Origin of the sequence: Streptomyces sp. NPDC052023, from assembly GCF_044548465.1 — a bacterium.
Classification (GTDB): domain Bacteria; phylum Actinomycetota; class Actinomycetes; order Streptomycetales; family Streptomycetaceae; genus Streptomyces.
The window spans coordinates 282,561-307,821 of sequence record NZ_JBIUBW010000004.1; the positions used below are offsets into that span (position 1 = coordinate 282,561).

Here is a 25,261-nt window from a genome sequence, read left to right on the forward strand (position 1 = left end):
GCATACCGTGAGGAGTCGAACACCGCAGCAGGCCGTCGCAGGGAGGAGTCACGGGATGAGCAGCCGCACCGCGCTCGTCGAGGATCTGATGGAGCGCTTCCCGCACGTGCCGCGGGAAGCCGTCTTCAAGGAGGACCTGCTCCGGGGCGGTGTCGCCTTCGATCCCTCCGCGCTCAGCGACAACGAGGGCGGCGAGGTGAAGCCGAAGTCGTACTTCATCTTCTCCTTCGACCACGGCACCCTGCCCGAGCTGGGCGAGGCGGCGCTGCGCCGGCCGCCGGAGGAGATCATTCTCACCGGCGGCCCGTACGACCTGCGCCGCACGGTGGTGTCGGTGCGCGTGAACCCGGCCTCGCCCTACCGCGTCGCCGCCGGCGAGGACGGGCTGCTCGGCCTCTACCTCGACGGGCGGCGCATCGCCGACGTCGGTGTGCCGCCGATGCCGGAGTACTACCGGCACACGCTGTCCAACGGGAAGTCCGTCATGGAGGTGGCCCCCACCATCCAGTGGGGCTACCTGATCTACCTCACCGTCTTCCGGGTCTGCCAGTACTTCGGCGCCAAGGAGGAGTGCCAGTACTGCGACATCAATCACAACTGGCGCCAGCACAAGGCGGCCGGCCGGCCGTACACCGGGGTGAAGGACGTCGAGGAGGTCCTGGAGGCCCTGGAGATCATCGACCGGTACGACACCGCCAAGGCTTCCACCGCCTACACGCTCACCGGCGGCGCCATCACCAAGACCGTCTCCGGACGGGACGAGGCCGACTTCTACGGCCACTACGCCAAGGCCATCGAGGAGCGCTTCCCGGGCCGCTGGATCGGCAAGGTGGTGGCACAGGCCCTGCCGCGCGACGACGTCCAGCGCTTCAAGGACTACGGCGTGCAGATCTACCACCCGAACTACGAGGTGTGGGACGAGTACCTCTTCAAGATGTACTGCCCGGGCAAGGAGCGCTACGTCGGCCGCGACGAGTGGCACAGGCGGATCCTGGACTCGGCGGAGATCTTCGGCGCCCGCAACGTCATCCCCAACTTCGTGGCGGGCGTGGAGATGGCGGAGCCCTTCGGCTTCACGACCGTCGACGAGGCCATCGCCTCGACCACCGAGGGCCTGCGGTTCTTCATGTCGCACGGCATCACGCCCCGGTTCACCACCTGGTGCCCCGAGCCCACCACCCCGCTCGGCAAGGCCAACCCGCAGGGCGCGCCGCTGGAGTACCACATCCGGCTGCTGGAGGCCTACCGCGCCACCATGGACGACTTCGGTCTCACCTCCCCGCCCGGCTACGGCCCGCCCGGGCCCGGCCAGGCGGTCTTCTCCGTCAGCTCCTTCATGGACAGCCTCCCGGCCAGTCAGGAGCCGCAGGAGCAGCGGACGGCACAGCAGGCGTCCCCTACGGCGGCACGGTAAGAAAGGCACTCGGCCCGCTGAATCCCCCAGGGCCCGGTCGCGCTCGTCCGCGACCGGGCCCTCGCGGCGTTCTGCATACCTCGCTTGTCAGTTGTGTCGAAACCGTGAAAGGCTCTTGCCCTGCCCGAGGTTTCCCCACAACTCCCCATGTTCCCACAGGGAGTTGACCTCGCCCGACGCAGGAGACCCATGCCCGACCTGCCGACCCCTCAGGACGCCACCGAGGCGGCGCTGTTCTCCGAGTACTGGGACACGGTGCTGTCCTACGCCGACCTGTGCACGGCCGGATCCGCGGCCGCGACCGCACTCGCCCGGGAGGCGTTCGCCCGCGGGATACGCGAGGCCCGCACCGCCCGGTCCGGACCGGACCGCAACGCCGGCCGGCGCCCGCCCCGGCAACCCCGGCTGCCCCGAATAGCGTTGCTCCTGACGGCCGTTCGCGCCACCGCGGCCGACTGGGAGGCGCAGGGCCAGGGCCACCGGCTCGACCCAGAGCTGCGACTGTGGCTCAACTCCGAGGGGGCCGCCCGCCACACCGGCCCCCCGCTGCGCCGCCCGCTGGCGCTGCGCGCCCTGCGTGACATGCAGGGCCCCGACGCCGAACTGCTGTGGCTGGCCGAGGTGGAGGCCCTCCCGCTGCCCTTGGTCGCCCGCCGCCTCGGCCTCGACCCGAGCGGCGTCGGTGGCGAACTCACCGATGTGCGCGGCCTGTTCCGGGACCGCTGCCTGCGCAACCACCTCGACACGCCGATGGATCCGCAGTGCCGCAGCTACGCCCGGCTCCTCGACGCCGTCACCCGCTCGCCGGTCGCCGACACCCCCGACGACCTCTCCCGGCACCTCGCCCGCTGCGTGCTCTGCGCCGAGGCCGCGGCCTGTCTGCGCCTGCACGGCGGCGGCCTTCCCGGCGCCCTCGCCGGCGGCGTCATCGGCTGGGGAGGCCTCGCCTACCTGGAGCGCCGCCGCAGGGCCGCGGAGGTACGCCTCGGCGCGGGCCGCCCCGGCACCCCCGACCCCGACGACGCGGCCCCCGCCGGTGCCGGCAGGGCGCGGCTGCTGCGCGGCGGCCTGCTCGTCGCCGCCGTCCTCGTCTCCCTGCTCGCTCTCGCCGTCACCCTGATGCCGCAGGGCGGCACCGGCGACGGCTCCGCGCCCCCGGCCGTCCCCACCGACCGCCGCCCGGTGGCCGCGCCCCGCCCGTCCCCGCCGGCCGTCACCCGTGCCCCCTCCGCGCCGGCGTCACCGGCCCCCGAGCCGGGCGCGGAGACCTCCGCCCCACCGTCCGGGCGCGCGGGCGCAGACCCGGAACCCCAGGGCTCGGCCACCACCGCGGCGCGGACCCGGCCGGTGCCCGGCGCGAGCGTCCGGCCGTCCTGCCATGTCACCTACGAACTCGTCGGCCAGTGGCCCGACGGCTTCCAGGCCCAGGTCACCGTCACCACCGAACGCCCCCTCGACGACTGGCGGGTCGCCTGGACCTTCCGGGACGGCCAGCGGGTCGGCCAGATGTGGGACGCGAGCGCCGGCCAGGACGGCTCCCGCGTCACCGCCACCGCCGCCGCCTACAACCGCACCGTCGCGGCCGGCGGCAGCCTCGCCTTCGGCTTCCTCGCCTCCTGGCGCGGCACCAACTCACCGGCCTACGACTTCACGCTGAACGGGCGGGAGTGCGCACGCGCCTGAGGGGGACGGCGGTGCGGAAAACGCGTTGACGGGCCACCGAGGGGCCCCGTTAGAGTGAGGGCGCAACTGGCCGTGGCCCCCGTGCCGCCGCCGTCCCGCCGCGTATCCGGAGAGGAGGTGCCGACCCGATGACTGTCGCTGCGCCGGGCGCTGCCCGCCTTCAGAAGCTCATCAAGTCCACCTCCGTGGCCGCCGGCTGACACACACTCCACACTTCGCGCCCGTCGTCCGTACGCGCGCCCGCCGGGGCCACCCTTGTGAAGGGTCTCCCTGTTGTCCTCCACCTCTGTTTTCGCCGCGCTCGCTCCCTACGGCTGGGACGACGCGTGGGCGGCCGAGTTCGCCCCCTACGACTCCGAGGGGATGCTGCCCGGGCGGGTGGTCCGGGTCGACCGCGGTCAGTGCGACGTGGCCACCGCCGCCGGCACGCTGCGGGCGGACACCGCCTTCGTCACACCGCACGACCCGCTGCGGGTCGTGTGCACCGGCGACTGGGTCGCCGTCGAACCCGCGGGCAATCCCCGCTACGTACGGACGTATCTGCCGCGCCGTACCGCCTTCGTACGCTCCACCTCCTCCAAGCGGTCCGAGGGGCAGATCCTCGCCGCGAACGTCGACCACGCGATCGTCGCCGTGTCGCCGGCCGCCGAACTCGACCTCGGCCGCATCGAACGCTTCCTGGCCCTGGCCTGGGAGTCGGGCGCGCAGCCGGTGGTCGTGCTGACCAAGGCCGACCTGGTGCCGGACGCGGTGACGCTGTCGCATCTCGTCCAGGACGTGGAGACGACGGCGCCGGGCGTGCCGGTGCTGGCGGTCAGCGCCGTCGGCGGGGACGGGCTGGACGTCCTTGCCGCCGTCGTCGCCGGGGGGACCTCCGTCCTGCTCGGGCAGTCCGGCGCGGGCAAGTCGACGCTCGCCAACGCGCTGCTCGGACAGGACGTGATGGAGGTGCAGGCCATCCGGGACGCCGACGGGAAGGGGCGGCACACGACCACCACGCGCAACCTGCTGCCGCTGCCCGGCGGCGGTGTCCTGATCGACACACCGGGGCTGCGCGGCGTGGGGCTCTGGGACGCCGGTACCGGGGTCGGGCAGGTGTTCGCGGAGATCGAGGAGCTGGCGGCGGACTGCCGGTTCCACGACTGCGCCCATGAGTCCGAGCCGGGCTGCGCGGTGCTGGCCGCGATCGACTCGGGTGAACTGCCCGTGCGGCGGCTGGAGAGCTATCGCAAGCTGCTCCGCGAGAACCAGTGGATCGTGGCCAAGACCGACGCCCGGCTCCGGGCGGAGATCCGCAAGGACTGGAAGCGCAAGGGCGCCGAGGGGCGGGCCGCGATGGAGGCCAAGCGGGGGCACCGGCGGTAGGACGTGTCCGGGGCGGGCACGGGTGGGGGCACCGGCCGGTGCCCGGCGGCGCCGCCGCGACCACCCGTGCCCGGTCCGCCCGCCCACGGGGAACTCGTCCCACGTCACACAGCAGGGCGTCCGAATTCCGCCAGCCGCACCCCTGCCCAGGGCGCAGACTGGACAGCGTGATGGACGAAGACACCAGGTACGAGGCCGTGCGCAGCAGGGACGCCCGGTTCGACGGCGAGTTCTTCTTCGCGGTCGAGACCACCGGCATCTACTGCCGCGGCCCAGCTGCCCCGCCGTCACCCCCAAGCGCCCCAACGTGCGGTTCTTCGCGACGGCCGCCGCCGCGCAGACAGCGGGCTTCCGGGCCTGCCGGCGGTGCCGTCCGGACGCCGTGCCGGGTTCCGCCGAGTGGAACGTCCGGGCCGATGTCGTGGGCCGCGCCATGCGGCTGATCGGCGACGGCGTCGTGGACCGGGAGGGCGTCGCCGGGCTCGCCACGCGGCTCGGATACAGCGCCCGGCAGGTGCAGCGGCAGCTCACCACGGAGCTGGGTGCCGGGCCCGTCGCCCTCGCCCGGGCCCAGCGGGCGCACACCGCGCGCGTGCTGATCCAGACCACCGGTCTGCCCATCACGCAGATCGCGTTCGCGGCCGGATTCGCCAGCGTGCGGCAGTTCAACGACACCATGCGCGAGGTGTACGCCTCCACCCCGAGCGAACTGCGGGCCGCCGCGCCCAGGGGACGTACCGCCCGGCGGGCGGACGCACCGAGCGCCGGGATCCCGCTGCGGCTCGCGCACCGGGGGCCGTATCACGCGGGTGCCGTCTTCGACCTGCTGGCGCGCGAGGCGGTGCCCGGCGTGGAGGAGGTGAGCGGCACGCCCGGCCGGCGCACCTACCGGCGCACCCTCCGGCTGCCGTACGGCACCGGCATCGTCGCCGTCGACGAGCGCACCGGCAGCTCCGGCTCCGCCACCCACCCGGGCGGCTGGCTCGACGCCCGGATGCACCTCACCGACCAGCGGGACCTCACCACCGCCGTGCAGCGGCTGCGGCGGCTGCTCGACCTCGACGCCGACCCGTACGCCGTCGACGGGCGGCTCGGCGCCGATCCGAGGCTCGCGCCCCTGGTCGCCGCGCGGCCCGGGCTGCGGTCACCCGGCGCCGCGGACCCGGAGGAGCTTGCGGTGCGGGCACTGGTGGGGCGGCCGGCGGCGGAGCGGCTGGTACGGCGGTACGGCAAGGCACTCGACGCGCCCTGCGGCACCCTGACCCACCTCTTCCCCGAACCGGCCGTCCTCGCCGGCGCCGAACCCGAGGGCGCCCTGGGCACGCTCACCACGGCCCTCGCCGACGGCGTCGTACGCCTCGATCCGGGCGCGGACCGGGACGACGCGCAGGCCGCCCTGCTCGCCCTGCCCGGCCTCGGCGCCACCACCGTCGCCGTCATCCGCACCCGCGCCCTGGGCGACCCGGACGTCGCCCCGCCCGGCGTGGACGTTCCCGTCAGCTGGCGCCCCTGGCGCTCGTATGCCGTACAGCACCTGCGCACCGCAGGGGAGTTGGAGTTCCCGTGAGCATCACCGCCCGTACCCTCGTGACCGAGACCCACTGGACCACCGTCGGCAGCCCGCTCGGTGAGCTCCTGCTCACCGCCGACCAGGACGGCACCCTCACCTCCCTCTCCGTGCCCGGACAGAAGGGCGGGCGGACCGTCCAGGACGGCTGGCTGCACGATCCCGCGCTGTTCCGCGAGGCGCGGGAGCAGCTCGCCGCGTACTTCGCCGGGGAGCTGACGCAGTTCCGGCTGCGGTGGCGTACCGACGGGACGCCGTTCCGGCAGCGGGTGTGGGACGCGATCGAGTCCCTGCCCTACGGCGCGACCACCACGTACGGTGAGATCGCCGCACGGATCGGCGCCCCCCGCGCCGCCGTACGGGCCGTCGGTGGGGCGATCGGCGCCAACCCGCTGCTGGTCCTGCGCCCCTGTCACCGGATCATCGGCGCCGGCGGCTCGCTGACCGGCTACGCGGGCGGCCTGGACCGCAAGGTGCGGCTGCTCACGCTGGAGGGCGCGCTGCCGCCCGTGGGTGCCGCCGGTTAACCGATTGAACCGTCTGCCGCCCACGTGGTTCCGTGGGCGGCATGGTGCCGACCGATCGACTCGCGGCCTTCGCCGCCATGTCGTTCCTGCTGATCGTGGTCCCCGGACCGAGTGTGCTCTTCGTGGTCGGGCGGGCCCTGGCGCAGGGGCGCCGGGCTGCGCTGACCACCGTCGTCGGCAACACCATGGGGGCATACGCCGCCGTGGTCGCCGTGGCGTTCGGCGTGGGCGCCGTGGTGGAGCGGTCGGCCCTGGTCTTCATGGCGCTGAAGCTCGCGGGCGCCGCCTATCTGGTCCACCTGGGCGTCCGCGCGATACGCGGGCGGCACGCGCTGCGGGCGGCGTTCGGCCGGCCGGAACCCGGCCATGGCGGACTGCGCACGCTGTGGGAGGGGTTCGCCGTCGGGGTGACCAACCCGAAGACGATCGTGTTCTTCGCCGCCGTGCTGCCCCAGTTCGTCGACCGCGCGCAAGGGCACGTCGCCGCGCAGATGCTGCTGCTCGGCCTGGTCTTCAACCTCATCGCCGTGGCCTGCGACAGCGTCTGGGGGCTGGCCGCGGCCGGTGCGCGCGACTGGTTCGCCCGCTCCCCGGGACGGCTCGCGGCCATCGGCGGCGCCGGCGGCCTGACCATGATCGGCCTGGGCGTGACGGTCGCGGTGACCGGCCGCAAGGACTGAACGCTCCGAGGCCCCGGCGGGCCGGTCAGCCCCAGATCACGACGCCCAGCCAGGCGCCCATGATCAGCTGGCAGGTGAACAGCTCCGCCAGCACGCTCCAGCCCCCCGAGCGCATCGCCGTGCGCAGCGCTGCCCAGGCCTCGCCGTGGCGGCCGAGCCGGAGACGTTCGCAGAGGTAGATGCCGGCCATGAAGCCGGGGACGGCGCCGACGACCGGTACGACGACGAAGCCGGCGACCGAGCCGAGTCCGGCGTACACCGCCATCCGGGGCGTCGCGCCGCTCTCCCGGAGCCTGCGGGGCGGCAGGGCCCAGCGCGCCACCTGTGCCAGGAACAGCGCGACGGTGGCGCCGACCAGCAGGAACCAGGCGGCCGGCCGCGGGTCCTGCAGCGCCCACCACATCACCGCCGCCCACACCAGCCACGACCCCGGAACGCCGGGCACCAGCACTCCGCACAGGCCGGCCGCCATCAGCAGGCCGGTCAGCAGGAGCTGCCACACTCCCATCTGCCCAGCGTGCCGGAGCCCGCGGAAGCTCGCAGGTCGCACGTGCGGGCCAGCAGCAGGAAACGATCTCCAGGACGGTGCCGTCGGGATCCTCGTGGCACTCGGTGACGCCGGAGTCGCCGCACCGCAGCGGCAGTGCCTCCCGCCACACCGGCTCGAACAGGCCGGTTACTTGTACCTCCTCGCCCCGCCCGAGCGCCAGCTCGGTCAGGCCGCCCGGCTGGTCCAGCGCCGCCCGCTCGACCACGACCCGACAGCGCGCGGCTGCCTGTTCGGAGACGGCGGCCGCCCCGGTCACCACCTCGACCAGGTCGTGCACGGCCGGTTCGGCCCCCGCCGCCCGGAACTTCTCGGCGAGCAGCGCGGCCGCCGGCTCCACCTGTACCAGTTCGTGCCGGCGCCGGGTGAGCAGCGCGCCCAGCGCCACGCCGGGCGGGGCGGCCACCCAGTGGCCGGGCCGGGCGGACGACCGGGCGGCGAGGCCGTGCCGTTCCAGGCTGCGCGGCGCGCGCTCGGTGTCGTGCTCGCCGAGGGCCGGCCGCCGGGCCGGTTCGGGCACTTCGGCGGCGCCCACCGCCACCGGCGCGCGGTACGCAGACTCGTGCGTCCCGTCCAGCCCTGTCGCCGCCGGCACCGGCTGTCGCGCCTCCCCGGAATCCGGACCCCGCGGACCGCCCGTGGCGCAAACAGGCCACGGCGCAAAACCGCCACGGCACATCATCGCCGTACCGCGCGTAACTCTGCCAAGGTGGGGCCACCGGCGCCGACGGGTACCGGGTCTTTCGCGTCGCCGGGCGGTTCTCCCGTGGGGGGTGGAGCCGTCCGGCGGCCTTTTCGAACTCATGTACGGCACTTCCCGCCGCGGCCTGCGTACTTCGCACCCGACACCCGTACGACACCTCACCCGGACACGCCGCGTGAACGCGGGCGTCGCGCCGCATTTTCCCGACGCCCCGTTTTCATCCGGCCCCCGCGGTGGACAATTGGGGGCATGAGCCAGCAGGGGGGAAGGCCCGCCGGTCACTCCGACGACTGGTGGGGGCAGCTGTACGACGACACCACCGAGGACACGGGCCCCACACGCACGCCCGAGTCGCTCGACGACCGCTTCGCCTCGGCGTCCGGCGCGGTGACCGCACCGCCGGGCGCTCCGGGCGGCTTACCGGCGCCGCGCGGCGGCCCACGCGCCGCCGGCCCGGACGCCACGCCCCGCGCCGACGGCACCGGCCCCGCGTCCCGTGACGCCGGGCCGGTCCCCTCCGTACGAACCCCACCGCCTCCCACGGGCCCCACCACCTCGGCCACCGGCGCCCCCGCGCCCACCTTCACGGAGCCGCCCCCACCGCCTGTGCCGCCCCCACCCGCCCCGCCCCGCCCGAACCCGGTCACCCCCACCCCTCTCCACCACGTGGGCTCCGGCCCGCCCACCTACGAACCCGAACCCACCGCCCTCCCGCCCGCCGACCCCGACGACCTCGGCGGCCTGGTTGCCGACACCGTCCTGGACGGCGCCCACTACGGCGCCTGCACCCTGCGCGCGGCCTCGGTGCGCGGGGACTCCGCGCGGTACCGGGGCGAACCACGCCGCGACGCCCTGTTCACCGCTCGGTTCGGCACCGGCGACACCGCGCTCGTGCTGGTCGCCATGGCCACCGGCGCCCGGGCCACCGCCGGGGCGCACCGTGCCGCGGCCGAGGTGTGCCAGTGGATCGGGCGGGCGGTAGGACGCAGCCAGGCACGGCTCGCCGAGGACATACGAGCCGGCCGGCGCGGCGACCTGAAGTCCGGCCTGCACCGGCTCACCGACCGCAGCCTCGGCAGACTCCGCGCCAGCGCCGCCGAACAGGGCCTGCGGCCCGACGAGTACGCCGCCACGCTGCGCTGTCTGCTCCTGCCCGCCGACCCCGGTTGCCGTACCCGCGTGTTCTTCGGCGTCGGAGCCGGTGGCCTGTTCCGGCTGCGGGACGGCGCGTGGCAGGACATCGAACCGCAGGCCGGCGAGATCACCGGCGAGCCGGTCCTCAGCTTCGGCTCACCGCCGGCCGAGACCCGCGCCGGCGACCGGCTCACCATGGACCTCGGCATACCGACCCCGCCGAGCCCCTACGAACCGGCCCCCGAACCGCCCCGTGAACCCTTCCGCTTCCGCGCCTCCGTCGCCCGGCCGGGCGACACGCTCCTGATGTGCACCTCAGGCCTCGCGGAGCCGCTGCGCGGCGAACCGGAACTGCCCGCGCATCTGCGCGAGCGGTGGTCGTCCCCGCAGCCGCCGGGCCTCGCCGCGTTTCTCGCCGACACCCAGGTCCGGGTGAAGGGCTACGCCGACGACCGTACGGCGGCGGCCGTGTGGGAGGCGTGAGGGCGAACCCTGTGGATTGATGGACCCAAGGAGTGCCGAAGGGGTGCATCGAGCCATGGCCAAACAGAACGTCGCCGAACAGTTCGTCGACATCCTCGCCCGCGCCGGAGTCAAGCGCCTGTACGGCGTCGTCGGCGACAGCCTCAACCCGGTCGTCGACGCGGTCCGCCGCAACTCCGCCATCGACTGGATCCACGTCCGGCACGAGGAGACCGCCGCCTTCGCGGCCGGCGCGGAGGCGCAGATCACCGGGAATCTGGCGGCCTGCGCCGGCTCCTGCGGGCCCGGCAACCTGCACCTCATCAACGGCCTCTACGACGCCCACCGCTCCATGGCCCCGGTCCTCGCCCTCGCCTCGCACATCCCCTCCGGCGAGATCGGCCTCGGCTACTTCCAGGAGACCCACCCCGACCGGCTGTTCCAGGAGTGCAGCCACTACAGCGAGATGATCTCCAGTCCGCAGCAGATGCCGAGGCTCCTGCAGACCGCGATCCAGCACGCGATCGGGCAGGGCGGCGTCAGTGTCGTCACCCTGCCGGGCGACGTCGCCGACCGGCCCGCCCCCGACAGGGCACCCGAGAGCGCGCTGGTCACCTCCCGGCCCACCGTACGGCCCGGTGACGCCGAGATCGACCGCCTGGTCGAACTCATCGACGGGGCCGAGAAGGTCACGCTGTTCTGCGGCAGTGGCACGGCCGGGGCGCACGCCGAGGTGATGGAGTTCGCCGAGAAGATCAAGTCCCCGGTCGGGCACGCCCTGCGCGGCAAGGAGTGGATCCAGTACGACAACAAGTTCGACGTCGGGATGAGCGGGCTCCTCGGCTACGGAGCCGCCTACGAGGCCACTCACGAGTGCGACCTGCTGCTCCTGCTCGGCACCGACTTCCCCTACAACGCCTTTCTCCCCGACGACGTGCGGATCGCCCAGGTCGACGTGCGTCCCGAACACCTCGGCCGGCGCTCCAAACTGGACCTCGCCGTCTGGGGCGACGTCCGCGAGACGCTGCGCTGTCTCATCCCGCGCGTGCGGACCAAGACGAACCGCCGCTTCCTGGACAAGATGCTCAAGAAGCACGCGGAGGCGCTGGAGGGGGTGGTCAAGGCGTACACCAGAAAGGTCGACAAGCACGTCCCGGTCCACCCCGAGTACGTGGCGGCCGTGCTGGACGAACTCGCCGACGAGGACGCCGTGTTCACCGTGGACACCGGCATGTGCAACGTCTGGGCCGCCCGCTACATCTCACCGAACGGCCGGCGCCGCGTCATCGGTTCCTTCTCCCACGGCTCGATGGCGAACGCGCTGCCGATGGCGATCGGCGCCCAGTTCACCGACCCCGGCCGGCAGGTCGTGTCGATGTCGGGGGACGGCGGATTCACCATGCTGATGGGGGACTTCCTGACCCTCGTGCAGTACGACCTGCCGGTGAAGGTCGTACTGTTCAACAACTCCTCGCTCGGCATGGTCGAGCTGGAGATGATGGTCGCCGGGCTGCCTTCGTACGGCACGGCCAACACCAACCCCGACTTCGCCGCCGTCGCCCGCGCCTGCGGTGCCTACGGCGTCCGCGTCGAGAAGCCCAAGCAGCTCGCCGGCGCCCTGAAGGACGCCTTCCGCCACAAGGGCCCCGCCCTTGTCGACGTCGTCACCGACCCCAACGCGCTGTCCATCCCGCCGAAGATCAAGGCCGAGATGGTGACCGGGTTCGCCCTGTCCGCCTCGAAGATCGTGCTGGACGGCGGCGTCGGCCGCATGCTCCAGCTGGCCCGCTCCAACCTCCGCAACGTGCCCCGGCCCTAGAGGTACCCGGGGCCGCGGCGTCGCGGGGTCCGGCACACGTCCGCCGCCTACTCGGCGTACGGCGTCCAGCGGCGTGCCGAGGTGTCGTACGCGTACCGGGGCAGGTCCTCGACGGCGGTCGTGCGGAACGGACGGCCGCCGTCGTCGATGCGGACCGTGCCGCTACGGCCCTGGGAGGACCAGTCCAGCTCCAGGTACCACGAGCAGTCGCACTTCTGGGTGCGGGCGTTGACCAGGAGGACCTCCGGGTCCTCGGCGGAGACGCGGTAGGGCAGGGGCACCGCCGGCAGCGGGTCGCCCGCGTCGTTGCCGGGCATCGGGCGGGCCAGCGGCCGGCCGGCGTCGAGGTTCACGGCGAAGTGGCGAGGCGTCAGCGCGCCGCCGCAGCCCTGGTCCATGGCGTACGCCGTGCCGGGCGCCGGGTCGCCGCGGCCGACCACGCGGACGCGCAGCGCCTCCAGGACGACGGCCGTGGACGTCCTGCCCTGCACGGAGACGCGGATGTTCGTCTCCCGCCCGTGCACGGCGTCCTGTGCCGCCGCCCATGCACCGGCGTCCTGCGGAGCCGGGGGCGGCGGGACCCGGTCGGGCGGCCTGCGGATGACGTAGTCGTGCCCGCAGCCGAGCGCCCACGCCTGAGAGTCGGCGGTCCAGGCCAGCGGAGCGGGAACGGCCGCTGGACGGGCGGACCGCGCCTCCTCGCCGCCCTCGCCGCCCTCGTCGTCCGGGCGCAGGGCTACAAGAGCGGCGACGACGACGGAGGCGAGACCGGCGGCGAGGGCCAGGCGGCGCGGGTGGTACCAGGGGCGGTGCCCTGCGCGGTCCGGGGGGAGCTCCGGTACGGGGGCGTGGCCCGTGTCCGGCGGTGGTTCCTGCCCGGGGTCCGGTCCCCGTCCGCCGTCCTCCGCCGGGCGCTCGTGCGCCGCAGTCGCGCACGCCTGGGACTCGCCCCCTCGGCTCCGGTCCTCCTCCCGCACAGGGGCCGCCTGCCGTGCGGTGTGCCGCTGACGTGCCGCGGTCGCGAGGAGCCAGCGCCGGTGGAGGTCCAGGCGCTCCTCCGGGGTGGCGCCGCACAGGGCGGCGAAGCGTTCGACCGGAGCGAAGTCGAGCGGGACCGTGTCACCGGCGCAGTAGCGGTGCAGCGTCGAGGTGTTCATGCCGAGGCGCCGGGCCAGCGAGCCGTAGCTGCGGTCGGTGCGCCCCTTGAAGCGCCGCAGCAGCGCCGCGAACTCCTCGATGTCGTCGTGTGCCGGCACCGGCCCCCCCTCCCGGCCCGGGACGGCATCCCAGGCACCTACATATCTGCACGTCAGCCATGCTGGGATGGTTCCACCGTGCTGGATGCCGCGCCGGCTGTTGCGGCTGCCGGCAGGGACCGCCGATGCTCGTGGTGTCGCTTCGGGCACCGCCGGACCGGCCTCCCGGCACCGGGCGACACCTTTCCGTTCACACGACACCTTCACGGGGGAGACCCATGTCGCACCGCATCCGAGCCGGCGCGCTCACCGCACTCGTCGTCGCCGGGCTCACCGCGCTCACGGCCCTCGCCGCACCGGCGGGGGCCACCGCGCCGGCCACCCGGCCGCCCGCCTTCCTCTCGGCGTCCGAACTGCCGCCGCACCCCTCGTCCACCTGGACCGCCGGCAAGGTCACCGACGGGGTGCCGCAGGAACTGGGCCTCTGCCTCGCCGACGTCTTCCCCGGGTACGACTCCCGCTACCGCGAGTTCCGCACCGACCTCGACACCAGCGCCCGCCAGCTCACCATCGTCACGGGCAGCGCCGTGAAGGCCAAGGCGCTGGCCGACCGGATGAACCAGGAGATCCGCAGCTGCCCGGACCGCATCGAGGAGGACCCGGAGAGCGGTGCCGCGCACCGCGACTACGGCACCGTGCGGGTCGAGGAGGGTGCCCGCGTGCACGGTCTGCACACCTGGACGTCCTGGGGTGCCACCGATGTCCGTCTGCTGTCGGTGGGCCGTGACGGCCGGACCGTCACCGTCGTGGACTGGTCGCAGCTCGGCGACTTCACCGACGCCCCGGTCCGCGACTTCAAGAAGACGACCGGCACCGCCGTCGGCAAGCTGTACTGACCGCACGGGCCCGGCGCGCAGCGGCGGCCCCCTCTCCCACGGGGGTGGGGAGGGCGGCCGCCGTGCTGTGCCGCCGACCGCACCGATCCAGCCAGTCTCGCCGGCCGCGGCACGGCTTCCGTACGGCGGCCGGGGAGCGGATGCCGAGAACCGGCGGCCCCACGCGCTTCCCGGCTACGGCCGGATCGGCAGCGCCGGGTGGGTAGTCGGGGCGATCCGGAGCGGCCCGTACCGCGCCGGGCGCGCGGGCGGCGGCCGGGTGGGGCGCCCGTGGCGGTGACAACCGTGGCCGAACACCCGGTCGTTGACAATTCCACATGACTGCCCCCGTGCCCATCGGGCAAGGATCCCCGTGAACGTGTTCGAGCAGGAGGGGAACCGACATCGGCACGCGGGCGGGGGACATGAAGAGGCAGGCACGAGGGGGCGGTCCCACGGCGTTCGGGGCCTTCTCGGCGGGAACGGTGCAGGACGCGGCCGACGGCGCCACCGAGCAGGCACAGGCGCAGCACCTGAGGCGCAGACTCGGGCGGGCGGACCTGAGGGCCGTCCCCGAGGCGCGCAGAGAGCTGCGCCACCTGCTACGGGACTGGGGACGGCCCGGCAGGGCGGAGATAGCGGAACTGCTCACCAGCGAACTCGTCACCAACGCGATCGTCCACACGGATCACGAGGCGGTCCTGACGGCCACCGTCGGGCCGCACGGGCTGCGGGTGGAGGTACGGGACTACGTCTCCCGCAGGCCCCGGCCGCGGGTGGCGGAACCCGACGAGAACACGCACGGCAGGGGGCTGGTGCTGGTGGAGTCCCTCGCGGACGCGTGGGGCGTACGGCCGCACGAGGTGGGGAAGTCGGTGTGGTTCGAACTCGAGGCGGACGCGGACGCCGCCTGAACGACCCGGGGTGCGGCCCGCGCGGGACCGCACCCCGTCCGGTGCTGTCCGGTCCTAGCCGAACTGCTGCTCCAGGTCCTTCAGCTTGCGCTCGAGGGAGTCGAGGCGGGGGAGGGCCATGGTGTCGTCCTCCGCGGTGAGGTCGACCGTGACCGGTTCGGTGCCCTTGCGGACGGGCTGGAGCGAGGGCCGGGTACGGACGGGCAGCTCCGGGGCGGCTATGGCAGGCTCCGTGGAGAGGCGCTCGGCGCTGCCCTGCTCCACGGCCGGCAACTCCACCTGCCGGCCGCCGCCGCGCCCGGGGAAGCCGCGCCCGTGGCCCCGGCTGATCGCCTTGAGCTGGGCCCGCTCCAGCCGCTCCTGCTCACGCCGCCGCAGCCGCGCCTGCTCCTTCTGCCGCTTGTCCTCGCGGACCTCGTCGACCGCCTCGTCGAGGGTGCGGACACCTTCCAGAAGCATCAGCGACCAGGCCTTGTACGTCTCACGCGGGGCCCGCATCCAGCGGACGATGCGGATCTGCGGCAGCGGTCGCGGAATCAGGCCCTGCTCGCGCAGCGCCGCCCGGCGGGTCTGCTTCAGGGCTCGGTCGAACAGGACCGCCGCCGAGAGGGACATGCCCGCGAAGAAGTGGGGGGCGCCGTCGTGGCCGAGGCCGCGAGGGGCGTGCACCCAGTTGAACCAGGCCGCCGCGCCCGCGAAGGTCCACACGAGTATCCGGGAGCCGAGCGCCGCGTCACCGTGGCTGGCCTCCCGCACCGCGAGCACCGAGCAGAACATCGCCGCGCCGTCGAGGCCGAACGGCACCAGGTACTCCCAGCCGCCGGAGAGGCCGAGGTTCTGCTGGCCGAAGCCGACCAGGCCCTTGAAGGAGAGTGCCGCGGCGACGGCGGCACAGCAGAAGAGGAGTACATAGGAAGCGGTGCCGTATATGGCTTCCTTGCGCCTGCGGCGCTCCTCCATACGCTCCCACGAGTCGTCCGCGCTCGTGTCCTTCCCCGCGGAACGCTTGCCGCGCTGGAGTACCGCAACCGCCGTCAGCATGCCCGCGAGCAGTACGGCGCACGGTAGCAGCCAGTTCAGCGATATGTCGGTCAGTCTCATCTGGGGTCCCTTGCATTGGGATAGGGCGTAACGCCCGCCATGGTGGCCCAAACCCACCGGCCCTCAGGGGGTTTCGGGGCAAGAGGCCGCCATCGAAGTGCAAGGGGATGCCCGGGGCGGCGTTCTGCTCGAACTGCCGCTTGAGGGGCGGGAGTTGAGTTCGAATAAGACTACCCGTACGAGTGGTGCGGCGAAAGTTGCGGTGACTCGTGAGGGAGTTGTGAAACGCCTGACCGCATGTGGTCACGCGGGACTGGTGGTGCCGGGTGGGTGCCGGTGCGGGTCGGGGCTGGATGATCTTACGGGATGCTCGGCGCCTCAAGCGGCGGTCGTGGCGAGCAGTTTGGTGACGCGGTCCGCATCGCAGGTGCGCGGGCAGGTGGCGCAGGTGTCCTCGGGGCGGAGGGTGTAGAACATGCAGCAGCTCGCCCGGTCCCGGGTGGGCAGCGTCTCGCCGTTCGGGCCCTTCAGCTCGCGGAAGGCCGCCGAGCCGGCGTACGGCTTGGTCGCGCCCGGCAGCAGCAGCTCCAGTTCGTGGCGCGCGCGGTCCTGCTCGCCGAGGAGGTGCGCCACGTACCACAGGCCCTCGACGATCTCGTCCGTCGCCATGCCCCACAGCGCGCGGCCGCGGCGGCGCATCCGGGGGCCGAAGGCGGCGAGAACCGGTTCGAGGTGCTCGGCGACCGCCGCGCGCACCTCGGCTCGCAGCGCTTCCTCGTCCGGGACCACCGTGGCGCCGGGGAGGGCCGCCGCGGGGTCGCCGGGGAGGCAGGCGAAGCCGTGCGGGCGGACCAGGAGGTGGCCCATGTCCAGGCCGGGGGCGCTCCGGTCGTACGAGACATGCGTCACGGGGTAGCGGGGGACGCGGCGGCCGAGGAACCACGGCACGGTGATCAGCAGACAGGCCGGCCAGGCGTAGCGGTGCAGGCCGAAGCTGGCGACGACGTCGGGGCGCGCTCGCAGGCCGTAGTCGCGGACGACCTGGGCGTCGTCGTGCGCGAGGAAGTCGTCGAGGGCGTCGCTGCCTGCGGCGAGGGCGTCGCTGGTGATCCATCCTGGGCCGGCGGGGAAGGGTTCGGCGGGGTCCAGCTCGGTGATGCCGAGGCTGGGGACGGCTTCCTTGAGGCGGGCGTACGCGTCTGCTGTGGCCGAGGCGGGCGCGGGCATACGGGGACCACCCATTCGGAGACGTCACGGGCCGTTTGAAGGTAAGGCTTACCTTAGCCGGAAGGGCCGGGGATGTGAACCGGGGGCTTCTCCGCCTAAGGTGCTTCACGGTCGAGTGACCTCAAGTGCTGACAGGTCCGGAGGGGAGTCCCGTGGAGCGAGGTGCGCAGCCCTCTGCCGGGGCGCGGTTCGCGGGCCTTGCGCTGCCCGGGGTGCGGGTGCCGGCGCAGCCCGGCGCCGCGGACGCGGAGCGGAGTGCCTCCGCGCGCGGTGAGCACACGCACGGCGAGCAGCCGATCCGGCCTGTCGTGCGGCGGTCGTCGGTGCGGGGGCAGGTGCTGGACGCGTTGCGGGCGGCGCTGGCGACCGGGGAGCTGCGGCCGGGGGAGGTGTACTCGGCGCCGGCGCTGGGGGAGCGGTTCGGGGTGTCCGCGACGCCCGTGCGGGAGGCCATGCAGCAGCTGGCGCTGGAGGGCGCGGTCGAGGTCGTGCCGAACCGGGGCTTCCGGGTGATCCAGCGGGACTCGCGTGAGCTGGCCGAACTCGCCGAGGTGCGGCGGCTGATCGAGGTGCCGGTGATTCTGCGGCTGGCCCGTGCGGTGCCCGGTGAGCGGTGGGCGGAGTTGCGGCCGCTGGCCGAGGCCACGGTGCGGGCGGCCTCCTCCGGGTGCGGGGCCACGTATGCGGAGGCCGACCGGGCGTTTCACCGGGGTGTACTGGGGCTTGCGGGGAACGAGCAGCTGGTGCGGATCGCGGACGACGTGCACCGGCGGGCGCAGTGGCCCTCCTCCGGCCTGGGAGGGCGCACGGAGTTGATGGCCGATGCGGCCGAGCACGCCGCGTTGGTGGATGCGCTCGTGTTGCGGGACCTCACGACGGTGCGGGTGGTTGTGGAGGAGCACTACGCCTGGGGGTGTTAGGCGCCGTGCCTGCGGCGTCTGGTGGGGTTGCTGTAGCGCCGGCCGTGGGGGGGGCCGTCCCCGGAACGGCGCGGAATCGGTCTCTTAGCGACTCGCCCGGGTCGACGCGCCAACCGCTGCGGGCGGACACCCCCCGGCACGGACCCTTCCCGCCGTGGGCGGTTTTCCCGGCGCGCGCCCTTGGCCTTACGCCGTTGCCGCGTCGGGGGTCGGTGGGGTCAAGTGGGCTGCCAGCCAGGTGGGGACGCCGCCCAGGAGGCGGTAGAGGCGGCGGGCCTCCTCGCGCAGGCGGGAGGCCTCCGGTTCGGGTTCCGTGTCCGCGAGGGAGGCCAGCGCGGGGGCCGTGCCGACCAGGTAGCCCAGTTCCTCGCGGATGCGCAGGGACTCGGCGAAGCCGTGGCGGGCCTCGGTCAGATCGCCTTCCCTGAGGGCCAGTCCGGCGAGGTGGCGCCAGGTGAAGGACAGCAGGAGGGTGTTGGCGTGGGCCGTGGCGCCCGCGTGGGCGCGGCGGTAGGCGGCCTGGGCGGACTGGGGGGAGTGGGCGAGGTTCTCGGCGAGCAGGCCGCGGCGGAAGTCCAGCAGGGGGCGTCCGGGGGTGCCGGGAGGGATCAGGGCCGCCGCGCGGCCGAGGGCCGCCCGGGCCTCGTCGGCGCGGTCCCGGACCGTGTGCAGGGTGGCGGCGTAGGCGAGTTGGCCGCGTTCGCAGGCCGCCGCGCCCCGTTCCTCGTCGGTGAGGGCGAGGGCCTCGGCCGTGCGCAGGGCGTCCTCGGCCTCCTCCCAGCCCTGCTCGGTGTACAGACAACGCTCGACCAGCAGCGCCGCGCGTTGCAGCGCTGCCGCCGGCGTGGCCGGGGTCAGCAGGGCGGCCGCGTCGGCCCAGCAGGCCCGGGAGCGCAGCCGCCATACCGCGGTCTGGAGGGGATCGTCGTCAGAGGTCGTTCCAGAACCGGACATGGCGGTATGCGCCACGTTGCCCTCCCCGAGCACGCCATCGAGCTGTTGAGTGGTGGCCGCATTCCAACACCAATTCAGCTGCCCGGCCAAGAGGGTGGGTGAAGGATTTCACAAAGTCGAGGGAGACCTCGGCCCTTCAGGTTTCAGCTCATGCGCAGTGCCAGGAAGAAGTCCAGCTTGTCCTCCAGACGGGAGAGGTCGCGGCTCGTCAACTGCTCGATGCGGCCCACCCGGTAGCGCAGGGTGTTGACGTGCAGGTGGAGGCGGGAGGCGCAGCGGGTCCAGGAGCCGTCGCTTTCGAGGAACGCCTCCAGCGTCGGGATCAGCTCGGCGCGGTGACGGCGGTCGTAGTCGCGCAACGGGTCCAGGAGGCGGGCCGTGAAGGCGCGGCGTACGTCGTCGGGGACGAAGGGGAGCAGCAGGACGTGGGAGGCCAGTTCCTGGTGGCCGGCCGCGCAGACCCGGCCGGTGCGGGCGGCGGCCACCCGGCGGGCGTGCCGGGCCTCCTCCAGTGCGCCGCGCAGGCCCTCCGCGGAATGGACGGCCGCGCTGACACCGAGGGTGACCCGCCCGTCGCCGTCCAGGCCTGCGGAGAGGGGGTCCCGTACGGAGGTGAGGAGGGCGTCCGCGAGGACGCCGGTCTCCGAGCCGTCGTCCTCCGCCGAGACCGCCGGGAGGGGGACCAGGGCGATCGCCTCGTCGCCCGAGTGGGCCACGGCGATGCGGTCGGAGGGCTCGGGGCCGGCGGCCGTGGGGTCGACCAGGATCTCCTCCAGCAGGGACTGGGCCACCGGGCCGGCCTCGATCGCGGAGTCCTCCCACTCGACGCGGGCCACGACCACCTGCCAGTGCGGGGCCGTGCCGAGACCGGGCAGCAGGACCGGCGCCGCGACGCGCAGCCGGGCCGCGATCTCGGCGGGTGCGGCGCCCGTCTGGACGAGTTCCAGGACCTCCTGGGCCAGCCGGCGGCGGACCGTGCGGGCGGCGTCGCGGCGGTCGCGTTCGACCGCGATCAGCTGGGTGACGCCGTGCAGCAGGTCCAGGCGCTCCTCCGCCCAGTCGCCGGCGTCCGCCTCCACGGCGAGCAGCCAGTCCGACAGGACCGTCTCGCGGACGTCCCGGGAGGCCTGGGGGGAGCGGCCGCTGCTGCGGATGGGGAAGACCGAGTACGTCGTGGAGCCGAGGATCAGGCGGTGCGGGCCGCGGCGGCCGGTACGGGCGGCCGCCATGTGTTCGGCCGCCAGCTTCGCGCAGGCCTCGGGAGGCAGCACGGGGCCACCGACCTTGGAGCCGGCGATGAGGCGGCCGGTGGGCGAGAGGACCCAGGCGCGCAGGTCCAGGTCGGAGCCGAGGAGGTCGAGCACGACGTCCGGGCCGCCGCCCGCCGGACCTGAGGTCATCATCCGGCGATGCCGGTCGACCACGGCCGCGAGGTCGCCGGCCCGCTCGCCCGAGACCTGCCGTACGACGTGTTCGGTGATCGTCGCGAAGGCCACCGACTCGTGCACGGCGAACAGCGGGAGCCGGTGCCGGGCGCACGCCTGGACCAGGTCCTCGGGCACGTCGCCCAGCTCGGCCTCGCCGGCGGCGAGGGCCGCCACGCCGGCCTGCACCAGGATCCGTACGAAGGGCTCGGCGTCCGCGGCGTCCCGGCGCCAGGCCAGACCCGTCAGCACCAGTTCGCCGCCCGCGAGGTAGCGGCTGGGGTCCCGCAGGTCGGTGGTCATCACGCCCCGCACGGTGCGGTCCAGCTCGTCCTCGCCGCCGAGCAGCCTGAGGCCCAGCGCGTCGGTGTCCAGCAGTGCGCGCAGCCGCATTCTCGTCGCCGCCGTTCCTTGTCTCGAAAACTACGATGGATCTTGACGGGCCGAGGGTGGATGGCCCGTGCGGTGGGCGGTGGAGCGATGCTCGCCGTCTCCCGTGCTGTGCCCCAGGTCACGCGGGCTGTGCCGGACGTTTCCCCAGGAAAACCAGGAGGTTACCGATGACCTCCGTTCATACGAATCTACAAGATGCCCGGCCTGGCCAGCCAACTCCTTCATGGTTTCGGTGACTGACCCCGTTGGAGCAAGGGGCTGTGTACTGACGTCAATCCGCGTTAACAGCACATGAACGAGCCGGGCCCGCCGCACACGGATTGGCTCAATCTGTACGACCCACGAAGACGAAGAAGAAGAGAGCCGGTCATGGACTTCCTTCGCCCCGCCAGCTGGGAGGAGGCGCTCGCCGCGAAGGCCGAGCACCCCACCGCTGTGCCGATTGCGGGTGGCACCGATGTGATGGTCGAGATCAACTTCGACCACCGCCGGCCCGAGTACCTCATGGACCTCAACCGCATCGGCGATCTCTCCGAGTGGGAGGTCGGCGAGGACTCCGTGCGACTGGGTGCCTCCGTACCGTACTCCCGGATCATGGAGCACCTGCGCGCCGAGCTGCCGGGCCTGGCCCTCGCCTCGCACACCGTGGCCTCCCCGCAGATCCGCAACCGCGGCGGCGTCGGCGGCAACCTCGGCACCGCCTCACCGGCCGGCGACGCCCACCCCGCCCTCCTCGCCGCCGGCGCCGAGGTCGAGGTGGAGTCCGTACGGGGCTCGCGGCGCATCCCGATCGACGAGTTCTACACCGGCGTGAAGCGCAACGCGCTCGCCGCCGACGAGCTGATCCGTGCCGTGCACGTCAAGAAGGCGGACGGGCCCCAGCAGTACTCCAAGGTGGGCACGCGCAACGCCATGGTCATCGCCGTGTGCGCCTTCGGGCTCGCGCTGCACCCCCGGACGAGGACGGTCCGTACCGGAATCGGTTCGGCCGCCCCGACCCCCGTGCGCGCCAAGGCCGCCGAGGAGTACCTGAACGCGGCGCTCGAAGAGGGCGGCTTCTGGGACAACGGAAAGATCATCACCCCGTCGGTCGCCAAGCAGTTCGCGGACCTGTGCTCCGCCGCCTGCAACCCGATCGACGACGTCCGGGGCACGGCGAGCTACCGCCGGCACGCGGTGGGCGTCATGGCCCGCCGGACGCTGACCTGGACCTGGGAGTCGTACCGCGGCACCGCCGCACGCACGGAGGGAGCCGCGTAATGCGCGTCAATTTCACGGTCAACGGCCGTCCGCAGGAAGCCGACGACGTCTGGGAGGGCGAGTCCCTGCTGTACGTGCTGCGCGAGCGGCTCGGCCTGCCGGGGTCCAAGAACGCCTGCGAGCAGGGCGAGTGCGGCTCCTGCACGGTCCGGCTGGACGGTGTGCCGGTGTGTTCGTGCCTGGTCGCCGCCGGCCAGGTCGAGGGCCGCGAGGTCGTCACCGTCGAGGGCCTCGCCGACTTCGCCAAGCAGCGGGCCGCGGGCGGCTGCGCCACCGGCGCGTGCGGCACCTCGCTGGACGAGGCGAAGGGCTGGCAGGCCAAGGGCACCGACTCGCAGACCGGCGAGGGGACCGAACTCTCCCCGGTCCAGCAGGCGTTCATCGACGCCGGCGCGGTCCAGTGCGGTTTCTGCACGCCGGGCCTGCTGGTCGCCGCCGACGAGATGCTGGAGAGCAACCCGAACCCGTCCGACGCGGACATCCGCGAGGCGCTCTCGGGCAACCTGTGCCGCTGCACCGGCTACGAGAAGATCATGGACGCGGTCCGCCTGGCGGCCGCCCGCCAGTCCGAGGGGGTCTGACATGCCGGCCAACGGCGCTCCTACGAAGATCACGCAGGGCTCGCAGACCAAGGGCGGCATCGGGGAGTCCACGCTCCGCCCGGACGGCACCCTCAAGGTCACCGGCGAGTTCGCGTACTCGTCCGACATGTGGCACGAGGACATGCTGTGGGGGCAGATCCTGCGCTCCACGGTCGCGCACGCCGAGATCGTCTCGATCGACACGTCCGAGGCGCTCGCGACGGCCGGTGTGTACGCCGTGCTGACGTACGACGACCTGCCCACCGAGGTGAAGAACTACGGCCTGGAGATCCAGGACACGCCGGTTCTCGCGCACGGCAAGGTACGGCACCACGGTGAGCCGGTCGCGATCGTCGCCGCCGACCACCCGGAGACGGCCCGCCGCGCCGCCGCCAAGATCAAGGTCGAGTACCGGGAACTGCCCGTCATCACCGACGAGGCCTCGGCGACCGCGCCGGACGCGATCCTGATCCACGAGGGCCGCGACGACCACCACGCCGGCCATGTCCCGCACCCCAACATCGTGCACCGCCAGCCGATCATCCGCGGCGACGCGGACGAGGCCGCCAAGAGGGCGGACGTGATCGTCAAGGGTGAGTACACCTTCGGCATGCAGGACCAGGCCTTCCTCGGCCCCGAGTCCGGCCTCGCCGTGCCGGAGGAGGACGGCGGCGTCCACCTCTACATCGCCACCCAGTGGCTCCACTCCGACCTGCGCCAGATCGCGCCGGTCCTCGGTCTGCCCGAGGACAAGGTGCGGATGACGCTGGCCGGCGTCGGCGGCGCGTTCGGCGGCCGCGAGGACCTGTCGATGCAGATCCACGCCTGCCTGCTGGCGCTGCGCACCGGCAAGCCGGTGAAGATCGTCTACAACCGGTTCGAGTCCTTCTTCGGGCACGTCCACCGCCACCCGGCGAAGCTCTACTACGAGCACGGCGCCACCAAGGACGGCAAGCTCACGCACATGAAGTGCCGGATCGTCCTGGACGGCGGCGCCTACGCCTCCGCCTCCCCGGCGGTCGTCGGCAACGCCTCGTCCCTGTCGGTCGGCCCGTACGTCATCGACGACGTCGACATCGAGGCCGTCGCCCTCTACACCAACAACCCGCCCTGCGGCGCCATGCGCGGATTCGGCGCGGTCCAGGCGTGCTTCGCCTACGAGGCGCAGATGGACAAGCTCGCCGCGAAGCTCGGCATGGACCCGGTGGAGTTCCGGCAGCTCAACGCCATGGAGCAGGGCACCCTCCTGCCGACCGGCCAGCCGGTCGACTCGCCTGCCCCGGTCGCCGAACTCCTGCGCCGGGTCCGGAAGATGCCGATGCCGCCGGAGCGTCAGTGGGAGTCCAGCGAGGGCGCCGACGTGCGCCAGCTGCCCGGCGGTCTGTCCAACACCACGCACGGCGAGGGCGTCGTACGCGGTGTCGGCTACGCGGTCGGCATCAAGAACGTCGGCTTCTCCGAGGGCTTCGACGACTACTCCACCGCCAAGGTGCGCATGGAGGTCGTGGGTGGCGAGCCCGTCGCGACCGTGCACACCGCCATGGCGGAGGTCGGCCAGGGCGGTGTCACCGTCCACGCGCAGATCGCCCGCACCGAGCTGGGTGTCGCCCAGGTGACCATCCACCCGGCCGACACGCAGGTGGGCAGCGCCGGTTCGACGTCCGCCTCGCGGCAGACGTACGTCACCGGCGGTGCCGTGAAGAACGCCTGTGAGCTGGTCCGCGAGAAGGTGCTGGAGATCGGCCGGCGCAAGTTCGGCTCCTACCACCCCGCCTGGGCCACCGCCGAGTTGCTGCTGGAGGGCGGCAAGGTCGTCACCGACGGCGGTGAGGTGCTGGCCGGCCTGACGGACGTCCTGGAGGGCGAGACCGTCGAGGTCGAGGAGGAGTGGCGGCACCGGCCGACCGAGGCCTTCGACCTGCGCACCGGCCAGGGCAACGGCCACGTCCAGTACTCCTTCGCCGCGCACCGCGCCGTCGTCGAGGTCGACACCGAGCTCGGCCTGGTCAAGGTGATCGAGCTGGCCTGCGCCCAGGACGTCGGCAAGGCGCTGAACCCGCTGTCCGTCATCGGCCAGATCCAGGGCGGTACGACCCAGGGCCTGGGCGTGGCGGTCATGGAGGAGATCGTGGTCGACCCGAAGACCGCGAAGGTGCGCAACCCCTCCTTCACGGACTACCTGATCCCGACCATCCTCGACACGCCGACCATCCCGGTCGACGTCCTCGAACTCGCCGACGAGCACGCCCCGTACGGGCTGCGCGGCATCGGCGAGGCCCCCACCCTGTCCTCGACCCCGGCGGTCCTCGCGGCGATCCGCAACGCGACCGGCCTGGAGCTGAACAGGACGCCGGTCCGCCCCGAGCACCTGACCGGCACCGCGTAAGACTCTCCGGGCGGCGCACGGAACGTCACACACTCCGCGCCGCCCGGAGCCCCGGACACCGCTCCGCTCGCGGTGCCCGGAACCGATCCGAATCGTTCGTCCCGGCCGTCCTCCGGGTCGTGCGGCCGAAGCACCTTCCCAAATCCCGCAGCCGCCACGGCGGTCCCCGTGCGGGTGCCCCTTTGAACC

At 73.4% G+C, this 25,261-nt stretch carries 19 protein-coding genes and 2 pseudogenes; 14 read left to right on the forward strand and 7 right to left on the reverse strand.

Annotated features, from left to right (window positions below; all coding sequences use genetic code 11):
* Positions 1 to 55: 55 nt before the first annotated feature.
* The 6 genes and pseudogenes from ACIHCM_RS11655 (at position 56) to ACIHCM_RS11680 (ending at position 7,236) form a co-directional block, all read left to right on the forward strand.
* On the forward strand, positions 56 to 1,414 hold the full coding sequence (locus tag ACIHCM_RS11655) for a radical SAM protein (RefSeq protein WP_399892871.1): 1,359 nt from the start codon (positions 56 to 58) through the stop codon (positions 1,412 to 1,414).
* Positions 1,415 to 1,603: 189 nt separating this feature from the next.
* Positions 1,604 to 3,097: a cellulose binding domain-containing protein gene (locus ACIHCM_RS11660; protein ID WP_399892874.1), complete on the forward strand. Its 1,494-nt coding sequence runs from the start codon at positions 1,604 to 1,606 to the stop codon at positions 3,095 to 3,097.
* Positions 3,098 to 3,370: 273 nt separating this feature from the next.
* Positions 3,371 to 4,462, forward strand: a complete 1,092-nt coding sequence (gene rsgA / locus ACIHCM_RS11665; RefSeq protein WP_399892877.1) for a ribosome small subunit-dependent GTPase A — start codon at positions 3,371 to 3,373, stop codon at positions 4,460 to 4,462.
* A 170-nt stretch (positions 4,463 to 4,632) separates the two neighbouring features.
* Positions 4,633 to 6,029 (forward strand): annotated as a pseudogene (locus ACIHCM_RS11670) (DNA-3-methyladenine glycosylase 2 family protein).
* Positions 6,026 to 6,556 (forward strand): methylated-DNA--[protein]-cysteine S-methyltransferase, encoded by a 531-nt coding sequence (locus tag ACIHCM_RS11675; protein WP_399892879.1) that lies wholly within the window; start codon positions 6,026 to 6,028, stop codon positions 6,554 to 6,556. Before ACIHCM_RS11670 ends, ACIHCM_RS11675 begins: the two are co-directional and overlap by 4 nt.
* 41 nt (positions 6,557 to 6,597) lie before the next feature.
* Positions 6,598 to 7,236, forward strand: a complete 639-nt coding sequence (locus tag ACIHCM_RS11680; RefSeq protein WP_399892882.1) for a LysE family translocator — start codon at positions 6,598 to 6,600, stop codon at positions 7,234 to 7,236.
* Between the two features lie 25 nt (positions 7,237 to 7,261).
* Here the strand turns inward: ACIHCM_RS11680 and ACIHCM_RS11685 are convergent, their stop codons facing one another.
* Both ACIHCM_RS11685 and ACIHCM_RS11690 read right to left on the reverse strand, forming a co-directional pair.
* The gene (locus ACIHCM_RS11685; protein WP_399892885.1) at positions 7,262 to 7,744 is read right to left on the reverse strand and encodes a DUF456 domain-containing protein; all 483 of its coding nucleotides are present in this window, start codon (positions 7,742 to 7,744) and stop codon (positions 7,262 to 7,264) included.
* A gap of 58 nt (positions 7,745 to 7,802) precedes the next feature.
* Positions 7,803 to 8,378 (reverse strand): annotated as a pseudogene (locus tag ACIHCM_RS11690) (helix-turn-helix transcriptional regulator); the annotation flags it as partial.
* A gap of 357 nt (positions 8,379 to 8,735) precedes the next feature.
* Between ACIHCM_RS11690 and ACIHCM_RS11695 the strand changes: the two are divergent.
* Positions 8,736 to 10,103: a protein phosphatase 2C domain-containing protein gene (locus ACIHCM_RS11695; protein ID WP_399892887.1), complete on the forward strand. Its 1,368-nt coding sequence runs from the start codon at positions 8,736 to 8,738 to the stop codon at positions 10,101 to 10,103.
* 55 nt (positions 10,104 to 10,158) lie between these two features.
* The gene (locus tag ACIHCM_RS11700) at positions 10,159 to 11,901 is read left to right on the forward strand and encodes a pyruvate dehydrogenase (protein ID WP_399892890.1); all 1,743 of its coding nucleotides are present in this window, start codon (positions 10,159 to 10,161) and stop codon (positions 11,899 to 11,901) included.
* Positions 11,902 to 11,948: 47 nt separating this feature from the next.
* On the opposite strand, the gene ACIHCM_RS11705 is transcribed toward ACIHCM_RS11700, so the two are convergent.
* Positions 11,949 to 13,157, reverse strand: coding sequence for a helix-turn-helix domain-containing protein (locus ACIHCM_RS11705; protein WP_399892893.1), 1,209 nt, complete (start codon positions 13,155 to 13,157; stop codon positions 11,949 to 11,951).
* Positions 13,158 to 13,375: 218 nt separating this feature from the next.
* On the opposite strand from ACIHCM_RS11705, the gene ACIHCM_RS11710 reads away from it, so the two are divergent.
* Together ACIHCM_RS11710 and ACIHCM_RS11715 are read left to right on the forward strand one after the other, a co-directional pair.
* Positions 13,376 to 13,993 carry a hypothetical protein gene (locus ACIHCM_RS11710; RefSeq protein WP_399892896.1) on the forward strand — a complete coding sequence of 206 codons (618 nt, stop codon included), beginning with the start codon at positions 13,376 to 13,378 and terminating at the stop codon, positions 13,991 to 13,993.
* A gap of 404 nt (positions 13,994 to 14,397) precedes the next feature.
* On the forward strand, positions 14,398 to 14,886 hold the full coding sequence (locus ACIHCM_RS11715) for an ATP-binding protein (RefSeq protein WP_399892899.1): 489 nt from the start codon (positions 14,398 to 14,400) through the stop codon (positions 14,884 to 14,886).
* A gap of 54 nt (positions 14,887 to 14,940) precedes the next feature.
* On the opposite strand, the gene ACIHCM_RS11720 is transcribed toward ACIHCM_RS11715, so the two are convergent.
* Complete coding sequence (locus tag ACIHCM_RS11720; protein WP_399892901.1) at positions 14,941 to 15,987, reverse strand: DUF2637 domain-containing protein; 1,047 nt, start codon at positions 15,985 to 15,987, stop codon at positions 14,941 to 14,943.
* A 318-nt stretch (positions 15,988 to 16,305) separates the two neighbouring features.
* Positions 16,306 to 17,154: a (2Fe-2S)-binding protein gene (locus ACIHCM_RS11725; RefSeq protein ID WP_399892904.1), complete on the reverse strand. Its 849-nt coding sequence runs from the start codon at positions 17,152 to 17,154 to the stop codon at positions 16,306 to 16,308.
* Between the two features lie 152 nt (positions 17,155 to 17,306).
* On the opposite strand from ACIHCM_RS11725, the gene ACIHCM_RS11730 reads away from it, so the two are divergent.
* Entirely contained in the window at positions 17,307 to 18,074 is a 768-nt protein-coding gene (locus tag ACIHCM_RS11730; RefSeq protein ID WP_399892907.1) for a GntR family transcriptional regulator, read from the forward strand.
* A gap of 186 nt (positions 18,075 to 18,260) precedes the next feature.
* On the opposite strand, the gene ACIHCM_RS11735 is transcribed toward ACIHCM_RS11730, so the two are convergent.
* Complete coding sequence (locus tag ACIHCM_RS11735) at positions 18,261 to 19,028, reverse strand: hypothetical protein (protein WP_399892911.1); 768 nt, start codon at positions 19,026 to 19,028, stop codon at positions 18,261 to 18,263.
* 143 nt (positions 19,029 to 19,171) lie between these two features.
* On the reverse strand, positions 19,172 to 20,845 hold the full coding sequence (locus ACIHCM_RS11740; RefSeq protein WP_399892914.1) for a PucR family transcriptional regulator: 1,674 nt from the start codon (positions 20,843 to 20,845) through the stop codon (positions 19,172 to 19,174).
* A gap of 369 nt (positions 20,846 to 21,214) precedes the next feature.
* Here ACIHCM_RS11740 and ACIHCM_RS11745 point away from each other — a divergent pair, with 369 nt between their 5' ends.
* Genes ACIHCM_RS11745 through ACIHCM_RS11755 form a run of 3 tightly spaced genes read left to right on the forward strand, consistent with a single transcriptional unit; the run spans position 21,215 to position 25,072 of the window.
* Entirely contained in the window at positions 21,215 to 22,105 is an 891-nt protein-coding gene (locus ACIHCM_RS11745) for an FAD binding domain-containing protein (protein WP_399892917.1), read from the forward strand.
* On the forward strand, positions 22,105 to 22,686 hold the full coding sequence (locus ACIHCM_RS11750; RefSeq protein WP_399892920.1) for a (2Fe-2S)-binding protein: 582 nt from the start codon (positions 22,105 to 22,107) through the stop codon (positions 22,684 to 22,686). Before ACIHCM_RS11745 ends, ACIHCM_RS11750 begins: the two co-directional genes overlap by 1 nt.
* 1 nt (position 22,687) lies before the next feature.
* Entirely contained in the window at positions 22,688 to 25,072 is a 2,385-nt protein-coding gene (locus ACIHCM_RS11755; protein WP_399892922.1) for a xanthine dehydrogenase family protein molybdopterin-binding subunit, read from the forward strand.
* Positions 25,073 to 25,261 lie beyond the last annotated feature (189 nt).

What these genes read in the sequence shown, in the direction of transcription:
- ACIHCM_RS11720 (WP_399892901.1), bottom strand. Translation starts at nt 15,987, where the DNA reads ATGAGACTGACCGACATATCGCTGAACTGGCTGCTACCGTGCGCCGTA.
- ACIHCM_RS11710 (WP_399892896.1), top strand. Translation starts at nt 13,376, where the DNA reads ATGTCGCACCGCATCCGAGCCGGCGCGCTCACCGCACTCGTCGTCGCC.
- ACIHCM_RS11700 (WP_399892890.1), top strand. Translation starts at nt 10,159, where the DNA reads ATGGCCAAACAGAACGTCGCCGAACAGTTCGTCGACATCCTCGCCCGC.
- ACIHCM_RS11755 (WP_399892922.1), top strand. Translation starts at nt 22,688, where the DNA reads ATGCCGGCCAACGGCGCTCCTACGAAGATCACGCAGGGCTCGCAGACC.
- ACIHCM_RS11750 (WP_399892920.1), top strand. Translation starts at nt 22,105, where the DNA reads ATGCGCGTCAATTTCACGGTCAACGGCCGTCCGCAGGAAGCCGACGAC.
- ACIHCM_RS11740 (WP_399892914.1), bottom strand. Translation starts at nt 20,845, where the DNA reads ATGCGGCTGCGCGCACTGCTGGACACCGACGCGCTGGGCCTCAGGCTG.
- ACIHCM_RS11735 (WP_399892911.1), bottom strand. Translation starts at nt 19,028, where the DNA reads ATGTCCGGTTCTGGAACGACCTCTGACGACGATCCCCTCCAGACCGCG.
- ACIHCM_RS11680 (WP_399892882.1), top strand. Translation starts at nt 6,598, where the DNA reads ATGGTGCCGACCGATCGACTCGCGGCCTTCGCCGCCATGTCGTTCCTG.
- ACIHCM_RS11715 (WP_399892899.1), top strand. Translation starts at nt 14,398, where the DNA reads ATGAAGAGGCAGGCACGAGGGGGCGGTCCCACGGCGTTCGGGGCCTTC.
- ACIHCM_RS11745 (WP_399892917.1), top strand. Translation starts at nt 21,215, where the DNA reads ATGGACTTCCTTCGCCCCGCCAGCTGGGAGGAGGCGCTCGCCGCGAAG.
- ACIHCM_RS11685 (WP_399892885.1), bottom strand. Translation starts at nt 7,744, where the DNA reads ATGGGAGTGTGGCAGCTCCTGCTGACCGGCCTGCTGATGGCGGCCGGC.
- ACIHCM_RS11660 (WP_399892874.1), top strand. Translation starts at nt 1,604, where the DNA reads ATGCCCGACCTGCCGACCCCTCAGGACGCCACCGAGGCGGCGCTGTTC.
- ACIHCM_RS11655 (WP_399892871.1), top strand. Translation starts at nt 56, where the DNA reads ATGAGCAGCCGCACCGCGCTCGTCGAGGATCTGATGGAGCGCTTCCCG.
- ACIHCM_RS11695 (WP_399892887.1), top strand. Translation starts at nt 8,736, where the DNA reads ATGAGCCAGCAGGGGGGAAGGCCCGCCGGTCACTCCGACGACTGGTGG.
- ACIHCM_RS11725 (WP_399892904.1), bottom strand. Translation starts at nt 17,154, where the DNA reads ATGCCCGCGCCCGCCTCGGCCACAGCAGACGCGTACGCCCGCCTCAAG.